Raw genomic sequence first — 20993 nt, 5'->3', positions numbered from 1 at the left:
GATGTCTTTGTCTGCAGACCAAGGCGCACGGGCGCCCAGTTCGCGCAAGCTGCGGATCCGCGGGTTGATCGCCGCGGTGGTACTCGGCGTCGCCGGTATCGGGCTCTACCAGCTGGGTAGCGGCGGCTACGCCAAGACGTTCACGCTCACCGTGGTGGCCGACACCCTCGGCGAGGGCCTGACGCCCGGCGCGGAGGTGAAGTTCCGTGGGCTGACCATCGGGTCGGTGGGCACGTTGGAGACCACGGGTTACAACAAGCAGAAGATGACACTGAAGCTCGAGCCGGATCAGGCCACCGCCCTGGCCGCCGATACCACCGCGAAGTTCGTGTCCTCCAACACCTTTGGCCTGGCGGCCGTCGAATTGGTGAGCACCGGAGCGGGCCCCAGGCTGCGGCCCGACCAGACGCTTCTGATCGACTCCGAGGTGCCACCCACCTCCATCACCGGACTGCTGCGCCAGGGCCAGCAACTCGGCCAGATCGTGGACTCGGCCGACGTCGAGCACATCATCGCCGTGGTGAGCCGCCATTCTGATCTGACCGAGCCCGTGACACGGTCCTTCTTCGACCTGGCCAAGATGGTCGCCGACTCGCAGAAAGTGCCTTTCTCGCAATCACTTTCGGTGTTCTCCACGGTACTTAACGGAGCCAGCGACGCGGTGCCGCTGATCAACCTGGCCTACGACCTGCTCAACGGGATGTCCTTCCTGGCGCAGCCGGAAGGGGTGCAGCGCGTCAACAAGATCCTGGACGAATCGGCCAAGCTGCTCTACAACACCGACGCTGTCTTCGCCCGCAACATCTCCTGGCTCGTCCCACTGGCCGACGCACTGCGCAACATTCTGCTCCCGCGGATGTACATGCTGGGCAGCCTGGCTCCGGCCTACGACCGGCTCTCAGGCCTGATCGACCGCACTAGCGCAGCGTTCCCGATGATCGACGGGAAGGTTCGGTTGCAGATAGAGGTCATCATGGACACCATGCCGGGCCTGCCGGCCGCCCTGGAGCCGGCCGCCGCGCCGCCGGGGGCGGGCGGATGAGAAGTGTCAGCAGAGCCGTGTTCTGGTTGACGATCTTCAGCGCGATCGCGGTGGTATGCACGCTGATCGTGGTGACCGCGCTGCGCTCCCCCATCACCGGAACGGTGTCGCGCTACACCGCGGCGTTCACCGACGTCTCGGGACTCTATGTCGGCGACGACGTCCGTATCTCCGGGGTCCAGGTCGGCAAGGTCGAGACGATCCGGCTCGACGGGCGGATCGCGAAGGTCGACTTCACCGCGCAGGACAACCAGCCGGTGTTCACCAACACCGTTGCCGCGGTGCGCTACCAGAGTCTCATCGGTCAGCGCTACGTGGAGCTCGTCCAGCCCGCCAAGCCGGACAAGCGGCTTCCCGCGGGCGGCGACATTCCGCTGGGCCAGACCATTCCATCATTCGATGTGGCCAAGCTGTTCAACGGTTTTCGGCCGATCTTCCAGACGGTCGACCCCGCCCAGTTCAATCTGCTCGGCGAGAATCTGCTGCGGCTGATCCAGGGTGACGAGAACGGTGTCGGACCGTTCCTGCATGACCTGGACGTCATCGCCAAACTGGCGACCGACCGCAAGGCCGTCATCACCGCGATCATCAAGAACCTGAGTTCGATATCCCAAGACCTCGGCGGAAAGTCACAACAGCTGTTCCAGCTCATCGCCGTCCTCAACGATGTGCTGACGCAGTTCGGCTCCAATGCCGCCGAGTTCCGGTCCGCACTCGACGTCGGACTGCCGGTGCTACGCAACACCACCCACATCATGGGCTACCTCGAGCAACTGTTCGACGGCCAGACGGTTCCCATGTACGACCTGACCGCCCGCATGTGGCCCCAGACGCCCACGATCATCGCCGGTCTGTCGCTGGTGCCCTCCCTGATTCAGGGCATGCGCGACACCCTCGTCGACGACAAGCCCGCCACGCCGACGTTCACCTGCTCGCGCGGTGAGGTCACCTTGCCCGGCATCGGCCAGGTGTCGTTCGCCCAGCAGAACTTGGTGATCTGCAAATGATCTCGGTGAAAGACCGGCTCGGCGCCCTGGGCAGACGCATGGACCTGTCGGCCTGGCTGGGGCCCCGTCAGGGAGTGCCGGACGAGCGCACCGCCGCCGCGCGAAGCCGGCGCCAGGGCATCATCGGGCTGGTCGTCATCATCGCGGCGCTGGCCGCGACCGCCGCTGCCTACCTGAATCCGAGCGGCCAATCGGGTTACACCGCCCATCTGTCCAACTCCGCCGGTGTCCGAGCCGGTGATCAGGTCCGCATCGCCGGGATCACGGTCGGCGAGGTGACCGGGGTGCGCCTCGACGGCGCACTGGTGGAGATGACGTTCGACGTCGAGCGTTCGGTGAAGGTGGGTTCGGATTCCACCCTGGATGTGAAGCTGTTGACCCCGCTGGGCGGCCACTATGTCGCGCTGGACCCCAAGGGCGATAAACCGCTGGGCCGCACTGGGATTCCACCCCAGCGTGTCTCACTTCCATTCGAGGTCAACGACATCATCCAGGCGGCGACCCCGGTGATCAAGGAAGTCGACGGCCAGGTCATCCACGACACCTTCGCCGAAGTCGCCAACGCCGCAGGCAAATACCCCGACGCGATCCACAACCTGTTGCAGTCCGCCGACGAGCTCACCGCGTCATTGAGCGGCTCGGCCAACGAATTCCACCGCAGCCTGAGCTTCGTCGCAGACGGCATGGGCGCGATGGTCGCAGGCCGCAAGCAGCTGGTCACCGTCTTTCAGCAGCTCGACATCCTAGGCAAGGGATACACCGCGAATTCGGTCGACATCGTCGAGTTCTTCGGGCTCGTCAAAGAATTGGCCCGCATCATGGACCGGCTCTCCACGTTCTACGGACGTGAGATGGCGCCGGTCATCAACGGAATCGACGACATCATCGACACGCTGTACGCCCACCCGGACCGCCTCGGCAAGGCCGCCGACGCCTTGAACCAGGCCATGAACATCGTGGTGCCGATGCTCAGCGGCAACGGGGTGGTCATCGACGAAGGCAACCAGCTGGTCCCGGGTCAAGACCTGTGTCTGCCAAGCATCATGAGGAACTGCTGAGATGAAAGCGATCTCGGCCCTGCGCGCCCGCCTGCACTCGCCGCTACGTGTCGCGGCGGCACTGGCCGTCGTCGCGGTCGTGACGGTCGCAGCGGTCACCGGGGCGAAGCTCGTGATGCCCAAAGTCAACAACACCAAGGCGATGTGCGCCGAACTGACCGACGCCGTCGGGTTGTATGTGGGCAACAAGGTCGCGATGCTGGGTATCGACGTGGGCTCCACGACCGCGATCGAGAACAAGCCCGACCACGTCCAGGTCGACTTCACGGTGCCCGCAGACATGGACCTGCCTGCCGACGTCGGGGTGGTCACCTATTCGCAGTCGATCGTCACCGACCGCCACATCGAACTGACCAAGGCCTACACCGGCGGCCCGAAGTTCGCCGGGCCAGGATGCATCAAGCTCGCCAATACCCGGACCCCGATCAGCGTCAGCGAGACCTTCACCGCTGTCGGCAATCTCGCCGACACTGTGTTGGGCCCGCACCCCGGCAAGGACGCCTCGCAGGCGCCCGGTGTGCAAGCGATCAACGACAGCCTGTCTGCGGCCAGCCGGTCGCTCAACGGTACCGGCGCCCAGCTCAACGAGACCCTGCGCAACCTGGTCACCATGCTGTCCGACCCGTACCGCGCCGACACCGATTATCGGCGTCTGTTCGAGAACAGCGAGATCTTCACCTCAGGCTTTCTGAAGAACTGGGACACCTTCGCGTCGGTGATCCAGACGCTGCCCGCGACCGTCGCACTGATCGAGGCGTTGTCGGACAACATCTCCGACGCCTTGGCCAACGTCTCCCATCTGCTGCCGATCCTCGTCGAGGCATCGACCCGGCTGGCACCGCGGCTGTACCGCAACATCGGCGACAAACTGATTCCCTGGATCCGCGACCTGCTGAGGAACCACAACAAGACCATTCTCTCGATGATCAACACCTGGCCGCAGTTCACCAGGTGGTTCACCGACATCTACGAAACGTCCTGGGGCACCCACAATGTCACCTACATCCCGCCGCAGGTGGCGATCGCCCCTACCCAGGCGGGCGCCATCTGCCAGGTGCTTCAGCAGCGTCACACCCCCGGCGCGGCAGCCGCGTGCGCGTCGGGTACCTCGTCGGATCCGGTGACTCTCGGTCTGACCGATCTCATCCTCGGGGCGGCGCTGGGATGATGCGACGTTCGATACGGACCGGCGGTGCGGTACTGGTTGCGCTGGCGATCACCCTGAGCTCGGGGTGTTCGCTGGATCCGACCCGGTTACCCGTGCCGGGTGCCTACGCACCCGCCGACTCCTACCGGCTGAGGATCGAATTCTCCAGCGCGCTCAACCTTCCCGCCCGGGCCAAGGTCGACACCGGCGGCATCCAGGTCGGCGTACTCGATCACGTGGCCCTCGACGGCTCGACCGCCGTCGCCTACGTCGACGTCGCCGGGGACACCAAGCTCGCCGACAACACCCGCGCCGAACTACGCCAGGCCACCCCACTCGGTGACGTCTATATCGCCCTGCTGCCGCCCGCCAAGCCCGCGACGGCGATGCTTGGTAACGGTGACACCATTCCGTTGCGCAACACCGCGCCGGCCACCAACGTCGAAGACGTCCTGCGCTCGGTGTCCAACCTGATGGCCGGCGGGGCAATCGGCACGCTGCAGGACGCAGTGATCGACGCCAACAAGGCGTTCCCCAAGGACCCCAACGAGCTGACCCACATCCAGACCAACATCGGCGGCATCCTCAACGACCTGGCCACCAATCAGGAGACGATGAGCGGAATCCTGTTGAGCCTGGAGAACATCAGCTCCACTCTGTCGGCCAACACCGCGGTGTTCAACCGGCTGGTCACCGAAGGGCCGTCCAAGCTAGGGGGCCTGTCGGCGGTCACCCTCGGAATCCTCAAACTCGTCGCCGACTCCAAGGACCTCGGCAAGCTCGGCGGCGAGGTCATCAACCCGATCACCGGTGACATCATGCAGATGCTGTCCTACCTATCGCCCATGGTCGCCACGATGTCCACCGTGGACACCACAGTCCCGGTGATCGCCGACAAGCTCAACGCGCTGGTGCGCGACAAGCTGATTCCGTTCTTCGGCAAGGGCGGTCCGCGATACACCATCACCGAGCTTCGTCCGCCGACCGGCAACGAGGGTGTCGATCCCGCCGACAAGGCTGACCAGGCGGTCTCGGCGATGCGGACGATGGGACTGCTGCCGTGAAGTTCAACGCGCGCACGACCCTGGTGATCCTGGCGGTGATGACGCTGCTCGGTGCGTTGTACATGTCGATCGGGGTGCTCGACGTCAGCCCGACGAAGAAGGTCACCCGGCTGACGTTGCTGCTCAACACCTCCGGCGGCCTTCTGCCCACCTCCGACGTCACCATGCGGGGTATCAAGATCGGCCGGGTCACCGGAATCCGGACGACGGCGACCGGGCTGGCGGTCTCCATGGACATCGATCAGGTCAACCAGGTTCCGGCCAATAGCGCGATCGCCGTGGAGAACCTGTCGGCCGCAGGCGAGCAGTACGTCGACTTCAAGCCGAAAATCATTGCGCCCCCCTATCTTTCCGACGGCTCGGTCATCCCGCCCGATCGCGTGGCACCGATGGTCACTGGCAGCGAGCTGTTGACCAAAGCCAACGCCCTGATTTCGGCGCTGAACCCCGAAGATCTGCGCACCATCGTCACCAACGTGTCCGGGGCGTTGGACGGCAACGACGGCACCCTCGACTCGCTGGCCACCACCGCCAGCCTGGCGGCCAAGGTGGTCCGTGACGACAAGCAGATCCTGACCACGCTGTTCAGCAACATCTCCACCCTGACCACGAATCTGGGGACCCTCAATGCCGGTCAGGTGATCAGTGAGACCGGGACGCTTCTGCCGAAGTCGGTGCCGGCATTCCTGCGGCTGGTCAAGGAGTTCGAGAACCTCTCCTACAGCGGTTCGGGCCTGCTGGGGCCCGACGACCCGGGCGGGGTGCTGATCGCCAAGATCAGCGAGTACATGGACATGCTGGCCGAACCACTGGGCACGTTCGCCACCGTCCTGCAGCCGGCGGTAGCGCCCCTGCACGACGTCAAGCTCGACGCCGGGCACTGGCTGGACTTCTGGGAATCCACCTTCAACGACAACGGCGCCCTGCGGGTGCAACTCAACGTCCCCGAATGGCACCAGGGACAGTGACACCAGGGACAGTGACCCACGCACTAGCGTAGAAAGAACGGCAATGACTACCGCATCGACCGGCGACGACGACAACGCCGAGGACACCGGGACCACTCCCCCGACCGACAACGACACGGTCGAGGAGCCGACACCGGCCGCCACGACTCGGCAACCGTGGAAGTGGGTGGCCGCCATCCTCGTTGCCGCGGCGATCGGCGGCGGCGCGTTCGGATACACCAAGTATCAGCACGTGAATCATGAACTCGCACAGATACGGCAGTCCCAGGCCGATCGCGACGCCGTCGCCAAGCTGGCCAAGGATTACGCGCTCAAGTCGCTGACGTACACCTTCGAAGACCCGGACGTGTTCTTCAAGTCCGTCGAAGACGGTGTATCGCAACCGCTTAAAGACAAGTACGTCAACGCCACCGACCTGCTGAAGAGCATCATGCTGCAAGCCCAGGTCAGCTCCTCCGGTGAGGTGCTGGCCACCGATCCGGTGCTCCAGCCCGACGGCACCTATCAAGTGGTGGTGTCGGCTCACCAGACCACCCGCAACCTGCAGAACCCGACGCCGAAGGTGTCGATCATCCTGCTGCGGGTCACCGTCACCAAGGCCGGCGACGGATGGCAGGTGACCGACATCGGCCCGGAGACCGGCAGCCAGCAGGCCACCGAACAGCAGCTCCCCGGCGCCCCACCGCCGCCACCACCTGCGCCCGGCAAACCAGCCCCGAAGGGTTAGGTGCACGCGGCGTGAAGCGGCTCGCGCTGCCGCTAGCTGTGGCCATGGTGGCCACCTCGGTTGCGTTGTCGCACAACGCGACCGCCGACACCACGCTGCCGCCATGCCCGCAGAGCGGGGCGGTGATCACGCCGAGCGGTCGGACGCCGCAGGTGGATTGCAGCCTGCACTCCGGTGACCTCACGTTCGCTGTCAACTACTGGACCGCGCCGGAGTTACCCGCACCCAGGTCGGTGAAAATCACCGTGACCGACCCGAGCGGTGAGGTCGTGCAGACCATCACCGAACTCCTGGAGCCGTCCAGCCCGGGCGGTGTCGGCTTGGAGGACGTCGACGGTGACGGTCGCGAGGAACTGATCATCCCGATGGGGCAGAACCTCTTCAACGGCACCCCCAACACCCGGTTCTCGGTATGGCGTGCGCCGGGTGATCGCCGGCATTACGAACGCACCCAGATGGTCGGCCAGGCCGTCTATCCCAGCGGTGACGGGTACGCGGTGAGCAACGGCGGGGCGTTGACGAGCCGAGACCTCACGTTCTATCTACCGACCGGGGCCGGTTACACGCTCGTCGTCGTGATCACCATCGAGGTCGAGCAGGTCGACCCCGACACCCATCAGGTGCTGACCGTCAACTGCCGGGCCCACCAGGAAGATGGGCTGCACGCCATCGACATGGACGTCTACCAGGCCGAGGACGCGTTCTGTGCATCACCGGCGGCCATGGCCATTTGGCCTGGCGCCCAACGCTTGTCGCTGCGGCACCGGCCGGCGGGACGTTGACTCAGGGTGCGCAGTCGGCGCGGACCTCGGCCAGGTGTTCTCTGGCCTTGGCGAGATCGCTGCCCAGCTGTTCGGGGCTGGCCGGCCGGTAGGGGTCGGAGTCGTCAATCTGCGCGGCCACCATGGCCGAGCGGATCCGAAGGTCAACGGAGCTCGGAACGGTCAAGCCGTACAGCGGGGACAGTGCGTTGCGCAGCTGGCCGGCGACATAGAACGGCGTCCCACTCGGCGTCACCGCGTTCAGCGCCACCTCGATCTGATCGGCTGCCGGGATCATGATGTCGCACTCCCAGGCCTGCGCGGCCGCCGCGGGGGCGGCCGTCAGGCACATCGTGAGAGCAGCGGCGGCAAGCGGCACACCGAGAAGTCGTGAACGCATCGACGCAAGCTTGGCAGGGACTCGGCTGATTTGTCCCCGGTTTCCGGTGCTCAGCGCCGACCTTGTGCGGCAGAGGCGGTTACGACGAGCCTCGCACGCGTGATATCCCGGCGTCCGCTATTCAGCGGTGCGGAAAAACGGTTCGACCGTGCCCCTGACCTTGACCACCATGGGGTTGCCGCGGCGATCCTTCGCGGTGGGAACTTCAACACGGACCCAACCCTCGGCCACGTTGTACTCGTGAACGTTGGTCTTCTCGACGCCGTTGAAGCGAATGCCCACGTCGCGCAGGAGCACCTCTTCGTTATAGAAGGGGCTGCGTGGATCGATGGAGAGGTGATTCGGTGGAACGTCGGTGACCTGATCCTCGGACATGATGGCTTCCGTTTCAAATGCTGCGTTGTGAGTTGATTTCCTAAGAACCTACGCGCCGCTCACCGGCGCAACCAAACTCCCTGAACTGCTCGTTTCCTGGTCGAATCGACCAGTCCCTGGCCGAACAAGGTTCGGCCAGCCGGGCGGGGCATCCAGCACCGCGTCACCGATGTGAACAACAACGACGCGCCTGCGAACCGAGCCGTTCGAAGGTGGCCGCTTGTCAACAGCGGGCCCAGCATCGATCGGGCCGGGTTGCGGTACTCACCAAGAGCTTGGCGACCTCCCACGACGATGTGTAGCGCAATGTTGCTCGTCGCGTGCCTCCATCCCCCCGCGGTGCCTACGCCACGTCTGGGTTTGCGCTGGGTAGCATCAACGCATGCCACGGGTGAGGGATACGAGCAGCGCTAACGCCCCGTCCGACGGTGACCGTGAGCCCGATTCGAAGTCTGCCCTGACCCGTCGCCGGATACTGGACGCGGCCGCCTATGTCCTCAGCGTGAAGGGTTACGGCGGCCTCCGACTCACCGACGTCGCCGCCCAGGCTGATCTTCAGGCTCCCGCCATCTACTACTACTTCTCCTCGCGTGAAGACCTCATCGAAGAGGTGATGTGGGCGGGCATCGCCGACATGCGCGAACACCTCATCGCGATCCTCGACGAATTGCCCGCCAGTACCTCCGCGCTGGACCGACTGCTGGCGGCGGTCGAGGCTCATCTGCGCCATGCGTTGGAGATCTCCGACTACACGACCGCGTCCATCCGCAACGCCGGGCAGGTCCCAGACGCCATCCGCAAGCGCCAGATCCGCGAAGAGGAACGGTACGGCGAAATTTGGCGCGGGCTGATCAACGAACTCGCCCGTTCCGGTGGACTGCGCCCCGATCTCGACCTCTACATCGCCCAGATGCTCGTCCTCGGCGCGCTCAACTGGACAGTCGAATGGTGGGACTCTCGCCGCGGTTCCGTCGACGCCGTCGTCGCCAACGCGCAATCCCTGGTCCGCCACGGACTCTCGCCGGTCGCCGGCCGCCGCAAGAAGTAACCCCGCCCGGCGCGGACCTGCCGGCGCGATCCGGATCGGGGTTCGGCCACCACGAACTCACGGCACGCAACCCACATTGCCCAAGGGTTTAATTTGTGTTAAAAACGGGGGGAGGCGATCGCATCGGGACTACCCCGGCATCGCGGTCGACTCTGGACACACCGTCGTCGACCAATCGAACTGCCGATGACACCCTAGAAAGGTCGACATGACAACAGCATTGGGTGTTGAAGAATCCATGCTGGTCGAAACCGTCCGAGCGTTCATCGACCGCGAGGTCAAGCCGACCGTGCGCGAGGTCGAGCACGCCAACGAATACCCCGAAGCGTGGATCGAACAGATGAAGCGCATCGGGATTTACGGGTTGGCCGTCCCGGAGGAGTACGGCGGCACGCCGGTATCGATGCACTGCTACGTCGACGTCACCCAAGAACTGGCTCGCGGCTGGATGAGCCTGGCAGGTGCCATGGGTGGGCACACCGTCGTCGCCAAGCTCATCGGCCTGTTCGGCACCGAGGAGCAAAAGCAGGCCTACCTCCCGCCCATGGCCACCGGTGAGCTCCGGGCGACGATGGCACTGACCGAACCCGGCGGGGGGTCGGATCTGCAAGCCATGACCACCGTCGGGCGCGCAGACGGCGACGACCTCGTGATCAACGGAGCCAAGACCTGGATCAGCAACGCGCGCAGATCGGGTCTCATCGCGCTGCTCTGCAAGACGGACCCCAACGCGAAACCCAAGCACAAGGGCATCTCGGTACTGCTGGTCGAGCGGGATACCAAGGGTCTGCTGGTGTCACGGGATCTACCGAAGCTCGGCTACAAGGGTGTGGAGAGCTGCGAGCTCGCGTTCGACGACTGCCGGGTGCCGGCATCGGCCGTTCTCGGTGGTGAGCCCGGTCGGGGATTCCCCCAGATGATGAAAGGCCTTGAGACCGGCCGCATTCAGGTGGCATCCAGGGCCCTCGGGGTGGCCACTGCGGCGCTGGAAGACGCCCTGGCCTACGCACAGGCCCGGGAAAGCTTCGGCCAGCCCATCTGGAAGCATCAGTCCATCGGCAACTATCTGGCCGATATGGCCACCAAGCTCACGGCTGCCCGCCAGCTCACCTATCACGCGGCCGAGCGCTACGACAGTGGAGAACGCTGCGACATGGAGGCTGGGATGGCCAAGCTGTTCGCCTCCGAGGCGGCCATGGAGATCGCCCTCAATGCGGTCCGCATTCACGGCGGCTACGGCTACTCCACCGAATACGACGTCGAGCGCTACTTCCGCGACGCTCCCCTGATGATCGTCGGTGAGGGCACCAACGAGATTCAGCGCAATGTGATCGCCGCACAACTCGTCGCGCGCGGCGGCATCTGAAACAGGCGGCGCTAGAGTGCTGCTGCTGCTTTGGCCTCGGCAGCCGCCCGTCGCTTCTCTGCGAACTCCAATGCCTCACCCCACGAGGCCTTCTGGGCGATCAAGCGGCGGTACTTCATGATGACCGCTTGGCCGTTGACTGTGAGCGCACCGACGAGGCGGTCGCCGTGGCGGTACAGGGCAGTCCACCGCTCGTCGCGGTCGACGTCTCCGTCGACGAGGAGCACCTCGTCACAGTGGGGCACCCCCACGAACTGAATCCGGGAGCCGTACCAGTCCGACCAGAAGTAGGGCACCGTCTCATAGGGTTTGGCGTTCGCCGGGTCTAGGGCATTGCGGGCAGCTGCCGCACCCTGTTCGGCAGCAGCGGTCCAGTTCTCCATCCGCTGCCGGACCCCGAACATCGGGTTCAGCCAGTTGGCGACGTCACCGGCCGCATAGACCCCGGGGACGCCGGTCCACAGGGTCTCGTCGCAGACCACACCGTTGTCGAGCGTCAGCCCGGAACCAACGAGCCAGTCCGTATTCGGCGTGACACCGATGCCGACCACCACCAGATCGGCAGCCAGCGTGGCGCCGTCACTCAAAACGACACGCTCGACGCGACCATCGCCCTCAAGTGCCTCGACTCCGGTTCCGCACAGCAGCGTGGTGCCGTTGCGTTCATGCAGCGATGCGATCGCCGCGCCCATCTCGGTACCCGTCGCCCGCACCAGTGGAGTCGGCAATGCCTCTACTACGGTGACGGGAACACCGCGCTTCTGCGCGCTGGCCGCCACTTCCGATCCGATGAATCCCGCACCGATAACCACGGTGCGAGCACCGGCATCCAGCGCGGCGCGAATGGCCAGGGAATCATCGAGGGTGCGCAGACCGTGCACACCGTCGAGATGGTCGGTGTCGGGTAGCGTTCGCAGTTTGGACCCCGTCGCGATCACCAGCGCGTCGTAGGCCACTTCGCGGTCGCCGACGCCGACGACCTTGCGGTCGACATCCAGACTCGTTGCAGGAGCGCCCAGCAGGAGCTCCACCTGCAACTCGTCGGCGAATACGTCACCGGACCGGAAGAACGGAACAGCCGCCTCGCCGCCGGCCTCGGTGACATCGAGGAAGTCCTTCGACAGCGGAGGACGGTCATACGGCAGGTGGTGTTCGGCGCCGATCAGGGTGATGCCGCCCTCGAAACCCGCCTTGCGGGCGGCCTCAACGGCGCGCAGCCCTGCAAGCGACGCGCCGACGACCACCAGACGGTCGACACTCATCGAATGATCCCGTGCCCGCGGTGCATTCAGCGTTCGATTCGAAGGGCTTCGGTCGGGCAACCCGAGACAGCCTCCTCGACGGACTGCAACTCATCGTCAGAGATGGCGTCTTTCAGCAGGACGAGGTCACCGTCGTCGTTCACCTCGAAGAACTCTGGGGCCATGGACTCGCAGATACCCAGACCCGTGCACTTGGTGAAATCCACGACGACCTTCATGCGCCCTCCTGCTGCTTGGCGGTGGCTATCAACTACTGACCGATGCGGCCGCTGTACATTATCTAACGAACATTAAAATATTGCTGCGGCACTGTCAAGGTCGGCAGTGCCCGCGAGGCTACGGGACAATTCCCCACGGCTTCTTTCTAACTCGCGTTAAAGTTTCTGGTAGCCGGTGCGCCGCACGAGCAGCCACCGCTACCGGTGTGATGAGAGGAAAGACCAATGGACCTGGGACTAAGCAATGCCCGCGTCGTCGTCACCGGCGGCGCGTCGAACATCGGACGCGGGATCGTGCACCAGTTCGCCGGCGAGGGATCGCGAATCATCATCAGCGACATCGATCAAGCCCAAGCCGAAAAGGTGCGGGCCGAGGCACTCGAGCGGGGCGCCGCAGCCGTCGAGCTGGCGATCGCCGACCTCACCACCCCCGACGGGGCAGATCAGGCGATCGGCCGGGCCGTCGACACGTGGGGCGGAATCGACGTTCTGGTGAACAACGCCGGGTGGTCCGTACCCGGCTTCATCGCTACCGACACCGACCGTGACAAGTGGCAACGCACCGTCGAGGTCAACTTCTTCTCGGCGGTGTCCGCCACCCAGGCAGCTCTCGGCCCGATGAAGGATGCGGGCGGCGGATCCATTGTGTTCATCGCCAGTGACGCAGCATTCGGCCAGATCCGCCAGGGGATCTACGGTGCATCGAAGGCCGCGATGGTGGCGCTTGCCCGAACGACCGCCCGCGAGCACGGCCGCCACGGCATCCGTTCCAATATCGTCTGCCCCGGCCTCGTCATGCCCGACGGTCCCGATGCCGTTGGTGCAAGCAGTCTTTGGTCCGTCGGTTCGGATGAGGTGTTCAATCCCAAGCAGATCGACTTCATGCTCAAGGACACGCCGACCCGACGGCTGACGACCGCGGATGACGTTGGCCGCGCGGTGCTGTGGTTTTCCTCCCCCGTGGCCGCCCGCCAGGTGACCGGTCAGCTGATCTCGGTCAGCGGTGGGTACACCATGCCGTGATCGCGTCACGCGTGCTGGCGGGGAGCGCCTGACCGATGGCACGTAGACGGCGCGAATCGGAGGCCGGGGCAGCTGCGGGCGATAGGAAGTACGCCCGCACCCGACGTAGGATCCTCGACGCCACCGCCCAGCTCCTCAGTGAAAAGGGCTACAGCGGAACCCGACTGTCAGATGTAGCCCAGCAGGCCGGGATACAGGCCCCTGCGATCTACTACTACTTTGCCTCACGCGACGACCTCATCGAAGAAGTCATGGCATGCGGCCTGGCCGATATGCGGGAGCATCTCGTATCCACGCTGGACGCGCTGCGACCCGGCACCGCAGCCATCGACAGGATCCTGGCCGCGGCGGAGGCTCATCTGCGCCATGAGCTGGAAATCTCCTATTACACAACAGCTTCGATCCGCAACCACGGTCAGATTCCTGAGCGGCTACGGATTCGCGCCGACGAAGCCGGCGCCCAGTACGGCGCCATCTGGCGCCAACTTCTCGATGAGGCGGCGGGCGCGGGAGCGTTGCGCGCCGACCTCGACCTCCGCATCACTCAGATGCTGGTGATGGGCGCCCTCAACTGGGCCGCCGAGTGGTGGGACCCGGGTCGGACGCCCCTGGACGCCCTCGTCGAGACTGCGCAGAAGTTGATCAAACACGCACTGTTGCCTGAGCGCCAGGGGGACGGTGCGCCCGCCGCCAGCGGTTGAGGCCGTACCCCTGTCCCCTGTCGGCGGCACCTTTCGATTATTTTCGAATTTATGTTAGATTCTTGGCATGCCTGAAGCCTTCATCGTTGATGCCGTCCGCACCGCCGTCGGCAAGAGAAACGGCGGATTCGCCGCCGAACACCCCGCCGACATGGCGGCACATGTCATCAAGACGGTCGTCGGCCGCCATGATGTCGACCCCGCCGCGATCGACGACGTCATCCTCGGCTGTCTGGACAACATCGGCGCCCAGGCCGGTGACATCGCCCGGACCGCCGCCCTCGCAGCCGGCCTGCCGGAGTCCGTGCCCGGCGTCACGATCGATCGGCAGTGCGGATCGGCCCAACAAGCCGTGCACTTCGCCGCCCAGGCCGTCATGAGCGGCACCTCGGATCTCATCGTGGCCGGCGGTGTTCAGAAGATGAGCCAGTACCCCATCCTGAGCGCCTTCGGCGCCGGCGAGCCGTTCGGCAGCACCGACCCGTGGACCGGATGCCGGGGTTGGCAGGAGCGTTTCGGCGACCAGGAGATCTCGCAGTTCCGTGGTGCCGAGATGATCGCCAGCCATTGGAACCTGAGCCGTGAGGACAACGAGCGCTTCGCACTGGAAAGCCATCAGCGAGCGCTCGCCGCCATTGCCAACGGCTACTTCGAACGCGAAATCTCCCCGTATGCCGGCATTTCCGTCGACGAGGGCCCACGCGCCAACACCTCGATGGAGAAGATGGCCACCCTGGCCACCCTGACCGAAGACGGTGTGCTGACCGCTGCCGTCGCCAGCCAGATCTCCGACGGCGCTGCCGCGCTGTTGATCGCCTCGCAAGATGCCGTCGATCGCTTCGGCCTCACACCCCGTGCCCGCGTCCACCACATGTCGGTACGCGGCGCCGATCCGGTGATGATGTTGTCCGCACCGATCCCCGCGACCCAGCACGCCCTCAAGCGGGCCGGTATGTCGATCGACGACATCGACGCCGTCGAGATCAACGAGGCATTCGCGCCTGTCGTGTTGGCGTGGATCGCCGAACTGGGTGCTGACCCCAAGCGGGTCAACCCCAACGGCGGTGCGATCGCCCTCGGACACCCGATCGGGTGCACCGGCGCCCGGCTCATGACCTCGCTGCTGCACGAGCTCGAGCGCACCGGCGGCCGGTACGGCCTGCAGACCATGTGTGAGGGCGGCGGACAGGCCAACGTGACGATCATCGAACGGCTCTGAGCATGAAGCGCACGCTGTACGACGCCGATCACGAGGCCTACCGCGAGACAGTGCGGGAGTTCCTGGCCCGTGAAGTCGAGCCCCACAGGGACGAGTGGGATCGCCAGCACTGGATCGACCGCGAGGTCTTCGCCAGGGCCGCCAAGGCGGGGATCTACGCGCTGCAGGTCGGTGAGGCCTACGGCGGTGCCGGGGAGGCGGACTACCGCTACCGGATGATCGTGTGCGAGGAGGTCGCCCGGATCAACGCACTGTCCTTCGGGCTGACGGTCAGCCTGCAAGACGATCTGGTGTTGCACTACCTGCTCGATCTCACCACTGACGAGCAGAAGCAGCGCTGGCTGCCGGGGTTTGCCTCCGGCGAGATCATCGGCGCACTGGCGATGACCGAGCCCGGCACGGGAAGCGATCTGCGGGGTATCCGTACGACCGCCAAGCGCGACGGCGACAACTACATCATCAACGGCCAGAAGACATTCATCTCCAGCGGCATCATGTCCGATCTCGTCGTCCTGGCTGCCCGGACCGGAAACGACGGCGGCTCAGGAGATCTCAGCCTATTCGTGGTCGAGCGGGACACCCCCGGCTTCGAGCGCGGCCGTCAGCTGGAGAAGATCGGGCTGCCCGCGCAGGACACCGCCGAACTGTTCTTCAACAATGCCGTCGTACCGGCGAAGAACATGCTGGGCGAGGAAGGTCGCGGGTTGCAGTACCTCATGAGCCACCTCCCCCGCGAGCGCCTCGGAGTATCGGCGAAGGCGATGGCCACCACCCGAGCGATCTTCGACATCACCGCCGAGTACTGCCGCCAGCGCAACGCCTTCGGCAAGCCACTGACCGCAAATCAGCACATCCGGTTCGAACTCGCCGATATGGCAACCGAGATCGACATCGCGGAGGCATACGTCGACAAGTCGGTACTGGCCTATAACGCCGGCGAGTTGACACCAACCGATGCAGCCAAAGGCAAGTGGTTCATCAGCGAACTTCAGAAGCGCGTGATCGACCGGTGCCTGCAGCTGCACGGCGGATACGGTTACATGGCCGAATACGCGGTGGGCCGCGCCTACGTCGATACTCGGATCCAGACGATCTACGGCGGCACGACCGAGATCATGAAAGAGATCATCGGGCGCGAGATCGCCTCAGGTAACTAGCACGCCCCTGCTGCACGGCGCCTGAGGCCCAAACGTCACCGGCCGGAGGCGCTATGGCCCCTGCCGGTCCACCGGTACTCGCAGAACTATGCAGTTCGCGATCGAGCAAGCAGGCGCCGAGCCCGCTCCAGCACCGGGGCATCGACCATATGGCCGTCAACCTTGGCCGCTCCGTCCGCAGAGCCCGCCAAAACCGTTCGTGCCCAATCAAGTTGCGCAAGATCCGGCTCGAAAGCGGAGTTGACGGGTTCGACCTGGGTCGGGTGGATGCACATCTTGCCGGTGAAGCCCAACCGCGAGGCGTACGCGGCATCAGCACGTGCGGGCTCACCGCTTGTCAGATCGGTCGTCACGCCGTCCAGCGGCGGCGCCAGACCGGCCGCGACCGAGGCCAGAACCAGGACCGACCGCGCGTGCAGAAGTGCTTCGCGATCCTGAGCCGCCACCCCGAGCTCGGTGCTGAAGTCGATGCTGCCGAAGGCAACTCGGATCACGTGCGGGACGGCGCAGATCGACGCTGCCGCCAGCACGCCTGCGGCGGTCTCGACGAGCGCAATCACCGGGGTCTGTTCACCGAGTACCGCGCCGACGGCCTCGATACCGTCAGCCGACGCCTTCGGAAGCATGATGGTGCAGCCGCAGCCCCGCAGCGCCGCCAGATCGTCGGCGAACCATGGTGTCTCGACGGCGTTGATGCGCACCACGGCGGCCGGGCCCCCGGTAAGCCATTGGACGACCCGCGATCGCGCATCATCCTTGTTCGACGCGGCCACCGCGTCTTCGAGGTCCAGGATGACACCGTCCGCACCGGATGCCACGGCCTTGTCGAAGCGGCCTGGCCGGTCGCCCGGCACGAACAGCAGGGTGCGCGCGAGGGTGAACGCATCCGTATCGTTGCTCATGCGGGCATGTCAGATGACGACCAATGTGACTGCCGCTGCGGCGACCACGACAACCCAGATGGAGAAGACCGCTTTCAAGATGGCGGGAGCGGCGCGCAGCTCCATGAAATCGGAACCGATGAAGAAGATCTTCACGAAGGCGATCAGAATGGTCAGCGTCGCGGCAACCTCGAAACCGCCACCCAGCACTGACGATCCGCTGCCGAGCCACCAGGTGAGGCAGGTCGCGAGGACCAAGCCGGCGAAGACTCCGGTGACCCGCGACGGCATGCTGGCCCTCACTCTGCGCTCACCAGGTAGACGATCGCGAAGATCGCGATCCACAGCAGATCGACCATGTGCCAGTAACACGCGATCCCCTCGCTGAGCCCCTGTGCCGTCGACCAAGGACGCTGGCGGCCGAGCGCGCTTCGCCATACCAGCAGGAGTGCCGAACCGACCACGACATGGAGCAGGTGCAGGCCGGTGAGGATGAAGTAGAAGGTGAAGAAGGTTCCCGATACCGGCGTGTGACCGGCGGAGATCTCGCTGGTGTATTCGACCGCCTTGAGGGCGCCGAACGTCGCGGCGCAGCCGATGGCGCCGCTGACCAAACGCCGGGCCAGGGCATGATCGCCGCCGCGATGAGCAGCCAGCGCACGCACCACCAGATACGAGCTCAGCAGCAGGACAAGCGTATTGACCGCGCCGATCGGCTGAAGTAGTTGGTGCGCCGACTCGGTGAAGACCTCCGGCTGCGATCGTCGATCCCAGAGGAACACCAGCAGTATCGCCGCAAACAGCGTCATGTCCCCGAGCAGGAAGATCCACAACCCGGCCTCGCCGGGAATGTGGCCGGCCGGCGAATCCTCAGGTGTCCTAGACACTCTCAACGGTCCGGCATCGGCCGCGCCGCCGAGGAACTCGGGCAGTGTGGTATCGGCGTCCAGCTCGGAAGGTGTCATCGCGTTGCCACGGACACAGAACTCACGTCATCGTCAGCCGACTCCTTCACCAGCTTGTACGACTGGACCCCCATCACGACGAGGAAGATCGCGTAGGTCGTCAGCGCCAACCAGAAGATGAAGATGCCGCGCCACGCGAAGGGACCGCTGTGGAAGAAGAAGGCCAGCGGGTCAGGCAGGAACGAGAAGGCCACCCAGAAGTTGACGAAGGCCACCCACCGCGGCATCGTCCGGCGCTTGTCGTTGAGGATCGCCACGCCGATGGCGATGTTCTGGATGATGAACGGCGTGATCGGCGTGAGGAACATCAGCCAGGCGATGTCGTTGAGGGTGACCGTCAACTCCGGGCTGCGATCGGGCCGGAACCCGATGATTGTCATCAACAGCATCGGCAGGAGTAGGAGCACGCCCGTCGCCGCACCCGTAATCAGTTGCAGGAAGGTCAGGATGGGAGTTCGGCCCTCCATCCGCACCATGTGCACGCCGATGACCGCGATCAGCGGAAAGACCAGGCAGATGCCCACTGACGCGATCGACATTCCGGCGATCACCCGGGTCTGACCGTAGAAGTCGACGACGTCCTGAGTCGAGCTGTCGGGGCCCAGTGGGATGGGCAGCACGCCGGCGACGAGCCAGCCGATCAGCGTGATCACGACGGTCGCCGGGCCGGCCCACGAGCACAGCGCAAGAATTCGCTTCGTCAACATCCCTCCCAGGATCTCGGCTTCGGTGTACTGGTAGCCGGCTGACGCATCGGTCGATCAGCCGAGCGGATTGCGGCCCAACTCGACATTCGACAGATCCGAGATCTCCGACCAGCGTGCGGTGAGTTCGTCGACGGTCGGCGTCTGCGAGAACGTCACGCCCTTGTTCTGGAACTGGGCGACGCGCTGGACGTTTCCGCCACCGACGACGTACACGCTGGCCGTGTCGGTGCACTGTTCACTCAGCAGGTAGCCGACCACGGGCGCCACCTGGGCCGCGGGCAGCTTCTCGAGCAGCTCGGGCGGGGCGATATCGGTGGTCATCCGGGTCGCTGCCATCGGCGCAACGGCATTCGCCAGGATTCCGTACTTGGCGCCTTCGATGGCCAGGGTGTTGATCAACCCGACCAGGCCGAGCTTCGCCGCCCCGTAGTTGGCTTGGCCGAAGTTGCCGAACAGACCGCTCGTGGAGGTGGCCATCACGATCCGGCCGAACTTCTTTTCACGCAGGTGCGGCCAGGCCGCCCGGGTGACGTAATACCCGCCGTAGAGATGGACTTTGAGGACCGCATCCCAGTTCTCCGCGCTCATCTTGTGGAACGCGCCGTCGCGCAGGATGCCCGCGTTGTTGACAATGCCGTCGACTGTTCCGAACTCGGCCACCGCCGCGTCGACCAACGACTGCGCGCCGTCCTCGGTCGCGATGTTGTCGTAGTTGGCCAAGGCGGTTCCGCCGAGCTGGCGAATCTCGTCGACGACGGTGTCTGCCATGGCTTGGCCGGATCCGGACCCGTCGCGCGCGCCCCCGAGGTCGTTGACCACCACTCGGGCGCCCTCGTCGGCGGCGAGCAATGCGTACTCGCGTCCCAGACCGCCGCCCGCACCCGTGATGATCACTACCCTGCCGTCAAGCCCTGCCATGTTAGCGTCCCAATCTCTTCAGTGAAGTGGATGTCGAATAGTGCTGTTTAGCAACGCGTTTAGTACATTTCTGCCGTCAGAACAGCTTGCGCACAATCGCGATGGCCCCTGTGGTAGGCGCCCATGCCGCTGGCGCCCAGTCCATGTCGGCGGCTCGGAAGCAGCCTGGATCGACACGACCAGGGCTCAGATCTCGGGCGCGGGAACGACACCGGAGAGTACAGCGCCGCTGATCCCACCGTCGACGATCAGCGCGTGCCCGTTGACCCACCGCGCTTCGTCGGAGGCCAGAAACAGCACGGCCGAGGCGATATCGTCCGGGGTCGCATGCCGGCCGAGGAGTTCCTTGACACCGTCGAGGTTGTCCTTGCCCATCGACTCCTCGAAGTCCACCAGAATCGGGGTCTCCACCGGACCGGGCAGCACCGCGTTGATCCGCAGACCCATCTCGACCACGGCAAGACCCATCGTCATGGTGTAGACAGTGGTGGCCTCCTTGGAGAAGTTGTAGGCGTTGCCCTGCTGCGGGTTGGCCTTGAACCAGGCCGCGCCTTCTTCGAAGGTGTCGGTGGCCAGCAAGTCGCGGATGGTCTCCAGCCGTGCGGGCCAACCGAAACCGGCTGTCGAGGAGACGATCACCACGGAGCCGCCTGGGTTGAGGCGTTCGAAGAGCGCCTCCGTGAGATGGCGAACGGCCAGAGTGTTGACCGCGATCACAAGATCGGCCGGAGCAGTGCCGGGAATGCCTGCGACGTTCAACAGTCCGTCGTATGTCCCATCGAGTTGCTCGAGGGCAGCGTCGATGCTGCGGGGATTGGCGAGGTCTACCTCGAGGTGGCGGGTCACGGCGGCGGTCGGGGTGTTGCGGTCCAGCGACGTCACCTCCGCACCTGCGGCGAGGAGACGCTGCGCCACAGCGTTGCCGATGCCGGACGCGGCGCCGGTGACCACGAAGCGCTTTCCTTGGAAGTCAGTCATC

24 protein-coding genes are annotated in these 20993 nt (G+C 65.1%); 14 read left to right on the top strand and 10 right to left on the bottom strand.

Annotated features, from left to right (window positions below):
• Nucleotide 1 precedes the first annotated feature (1 nt).
• From OG976_RS21305 to OG976_RS21270, 8 genes are read left to right on the top strand one after another with little or no spacing between them, the layout of a single operon-like run.
• On the top strand, nt 2–1042 hold the full coding sequence (locus OG976_RS21305) for an MlaD family protein (protein WP_328353216.1): 1041 nt from the start codon (nt 2–4) through the stop codon (nt 1040–1042).
• Entirely contained in the window at nt 1039–2049 is a 1011-nt protein-coding gene (locus OG976_RS21300; RefSeq protein WP_328353213.1) for an MlaD family protein, read from the top strand. Before OG976_RS21305 ends, OG976_RS21300 begins: the two co-directional genes overlap by 4 nt.
• Complete coding sequence (locus OG976_RS21295; protein WP_328353210.1) at nt 2046–3107, top strand: MlaD family protein; 1062 nt, start codon at nt 2046–2048, stop codon at nt 3105–3107. Before OG976_RS21300 ends, OG976_RS21295 begins: the two co-directional genes overlap by 4 nt.
• Nucleotide 3108: 1 nt before the next feature.
• Nucleotides 3109–4275, top strand: coding sequence for an MlaD family protein (locus OG976_RS21290; RefSeq protein ID WP_328353207.1), 1167 nt, complete (start codon nt 3109–3111; stop codon nt 4273–4275).
• On the top strand, nt 4272–5318 hold the full coding sequence (locus tag OG976_RS21285) for an MlaD family protein (protein WP_328353205.1): 1047 nt from the start codon (nt 4272–4274) through the stop codon (nt 5316–5318). Before OG976_RS21290 ends, OG976_RS21285 begins: the two co-directional genes overlap by 4 nt.
• The gene (locus tag OG976_RS21280; RefSeq protein ID WP_328353202.1) at nt 5315–6286 is read left to right on the top strand and encodes an MlaD family protein; all 972 of its coding nucleotides are present in this window, start codon (nt 5315–5317) and stop codon (nt 6284–6286) included. Before OG976_RS21285 ends, OG976_RS21280 begins: the two co-directional genes overlap by 4 nt.
• A 43-nt stretch (nt 6287–6329) precedes the next feature.
• On the top strand, nt 6330–7013 hold the full coding sequence (locus OG976_RS21275; RefSeq protein ID WP_328353199.1) for a hypothetical protein: 684 nt from the start codon (nt 6330–6332) through the stop codon (nt 7011–7013).
• A 44-nt stretch (nt 7014–7057) separates the two neighbouring features.
• On the top strand, nt 7058–7795 hold the full coding sequence (locus OG976_RS21270; RefSeq protein WP_328363855.1) for a hypothetical protein: 738 nt from the start codon (nt 7058–7060) through the stop codon (nt 7793–7795).
• A 1-nt stretch (nt 7796) separates the two neighbouring features.
• Here OG976_RS21270 and OG976_RS21265 read toward each other — a convergent pair whose 3' ends face one another.
• Nucleotides 7797–8174, bottom strand: a complete 378-nt coding sequence (locus OG976_RS21265) for a hypothetical protein (RefSeq protein ID WP_328353197.1) — start codon at nt 8172–8174, stop codon at nt 7797–7799.
• 117 nt (nt 8175–8291) lie between these two features.
• Entirely contained in the window at nt 8292–8549 is a 258-nt protein-coding gene (locus OG976_RS21260; protein WP_328353194.1) for a DUF3297 family protein, read from the bottom strand.
• Nucleotides 8550–8931: 382 nt separating this feature from the next.
• Between OG976_RS21260 and OG976_RS21255 the strand changes: the two genes are divergently transcribed.
• Both OG976_RS21255 and OG976_RS21250 read left to right on the top strand, forming a co-directional pair.
• Entirely contained in the window at nt 8932–9597 is a 666-nt protein-coding gene (locus OG976_RS21255) for a TetR/AcrR family transcriptional regulator (RefSeq protein ID WP_328353191.1), read from the top strand.
• Between the two features lie 208 nt (nt 9598–9805).
• Nucleotides 9806–10963, top strand: a complete 1158-nt coding sequence (locus OG976_RS21250) for an acyl-CoA dehydrogenase family protein (RefSeq protein WP_328353188.1) — start codon at nt 9806–9808, stop codon at nt 10961–10963.
• Nucleotides 10964–10974: 11 nt separating this feature from the next.
• On the opposite strand, the gene OG976_RS21245 is transcribed toward OG976_RS21250, so the two are convergent.
• Nucleotides 10975–12225 carry an NAD(P)/FAD-dependent oxidoreductase gene (locus OG976_RS21245; RefSeq protein WP_328353184.1) on the bottom strand — a complete coding sequence of 417 codons (1251 nt, stop codon included), beginning with the start codon at nt 12223–12225 and terminating at the stop codon, nt 10975–10977.
• Between the two features lie 26 nt (nt 12226–12251).
• On the bottom strand, nt 12252–12443 hold the full coding sequence (locus tag OG976_RS21240; protein ID WP_328353182.1) for a ferredoxin: 192 nt from the start codon (nt 12441–12443) through the stop codon (nt 12252–12254).
• 225 nt (nt 12444–12668) lie between these two features.
• Between OG976_RS21240 and OG976_RS21235 the strand changes: the two genes are divergently transcribed.
• The 4 genes from OG976_RS21235 to OG976_RS21220 all read left to right on the top strand — a co-directional run bounded on the left by OG976_RS21235 (nt 12669) and on the right by OG976_RS21220 (nt 16543).
• The gene (locus tag OG976_RS21235; RefSeq protein WP_328353180.1) at nt 12669–13466 is read left to right on the top strand and encodes an SDR family NAD(P)-dependent oxidoreductase; all 798 of its coding nucleotides are present in this window, start codon (nt 12669–12671) and stop codon (nt 13464–13466) included.
• Nucleotides 13467–13501: 35 nt separating this feature from the next.
• Nucleotides 13502–14167: a TetR/AcrR family transcriptional regulator gene (locus tag OG976_RS21230; RefSeq protein WP_328353177.1), complete on the top strand. Its 666-nt coding sequence runs from the start codon at nt 13502–13504 to the stop codon at nt 14165–14167.
• Nucleotides 14168–14234: 67 nt separating this feature from the next.
• On the top strand, nt 14235–15386 hold the full coding sequence (locus tag OG976_RS21225) for an acetyl-CoA C-acetyltransferase (protein WP_328353174.1): 1152 nt from the start codon (nt 14235–14237) through the stop codon (nt 15384–15386).
• Nucleotides 15387–15388: 2 nt separating this feature from the next.
• Nucleotides 15389–16543, top strand: a complete 1155-nt coding sequence (locus OG976_RS21220; RefSeq protein ID WP_328353171.1) for an acyl-CoA dehydrogenase family protein — start codon at nt 15389–15391, stop codon at nt 16541–16543.
• An 86-nt stretch (nt 16544–16629) separates the two neighbouring features.
• On the opposite strand, the gene OG976_RS21215 is transcribed toward OG976_RS21220, so the two are convergent.
• The 6 genes from OG976_RS21215 to OG976_RS21190 all read right to left on the bottom strand — a co-directional run bounded on the left by OG976_RS21215 (nt 16630) and on the right by OG976_RS21190 (nt 20992).
• Nucleotides 16630–17445, bottom strand: coding sequence for an HpcH/HpaI aldolase/citrate lyase family protein (locus tag OG976_RS21215; RefSeq protein ID WP_328353169.1), 816 nt, complete (start codon nt 17443–17445; stop codon nt 16630–16632).
• A 9-nt stretch (nt 17446–17454) separates the two neighbouring features.
• A complete protein-coding gene (locus OG976_RS21210) occupies nt 17455–17727 on the bottom strand; it encodes a cytochrome C oxidase subunit IV family protein (RefSeq protein ID WP_328353166.1) in 273 nt (90 codons plus the stop codon).
• Nucleotides 17724–18389 carry a cytochrome c oxidase subunit 3 gene (locus OG976_RS21205; RefSeq protein ID WP_328353163.1) on the bottom strand — a complete coding sequence of 222 codons (666 nt, stop codon included), beginning with the start codon at nt 18387–18389 and terminating at the stop codon, nt 17724–17726. The genes OG976_RS21210 and OG976_RS21205 overlap by 4 nt, the downstream gene beginning before the upstream one ends.
• The gene (locus OG976_RS21200; protein WP_328353160.1) at nt 18386–19096 is read right to left on the bottom strand and encodes a hypothetical protein; all 711 of its coding nucleotides are present in this window, start codon (nt 19094–19096) and stop codon (nt 18386–18388) included. Before OG976_RS21200 ends, OG976_RS21205 begins: the two co-directional genes overlap by 4 nt.
• A 54-nt stretch (nt 19097–19150) precedes the next feature.
• Entirely contained in the window at nt 19151–20014 is an 864-nt protein-coding gene (locus tag OG976_RS21195; protein WP_328353157.1) for an SDR family oxidoreductase, read from the bottom strand.
• 186 nt (nt 20015–20200) lie between these two features.
• The gene (locus OG976_RS21190; RefSeq protein ID WP_328353154.1) at nt 20201–20992 is read right to left on the bottom strand and encodes a coniferyl-alcohol dehydrogenase; all 792 of its coding nucleotides are present in this window, start codon (nt 20990–20992) and stop codon (nt 20201–20203) included.
• Nucleotide 20993 lies beyond the last annotated feature (1 nt).

The sequence above is a fragment of the Mycobacterium sp. NBC_00419 genome, from assembly GCF_036023875.1.
Lineage (GTDB): Bacteria > Actinomycetota > Actinomycetes > Mycobacteriales > Mycobacteriaceae > Mycobacterium.
This window is presented reverse-complemented; position numbering and strand designations above follow the sequence as displayed.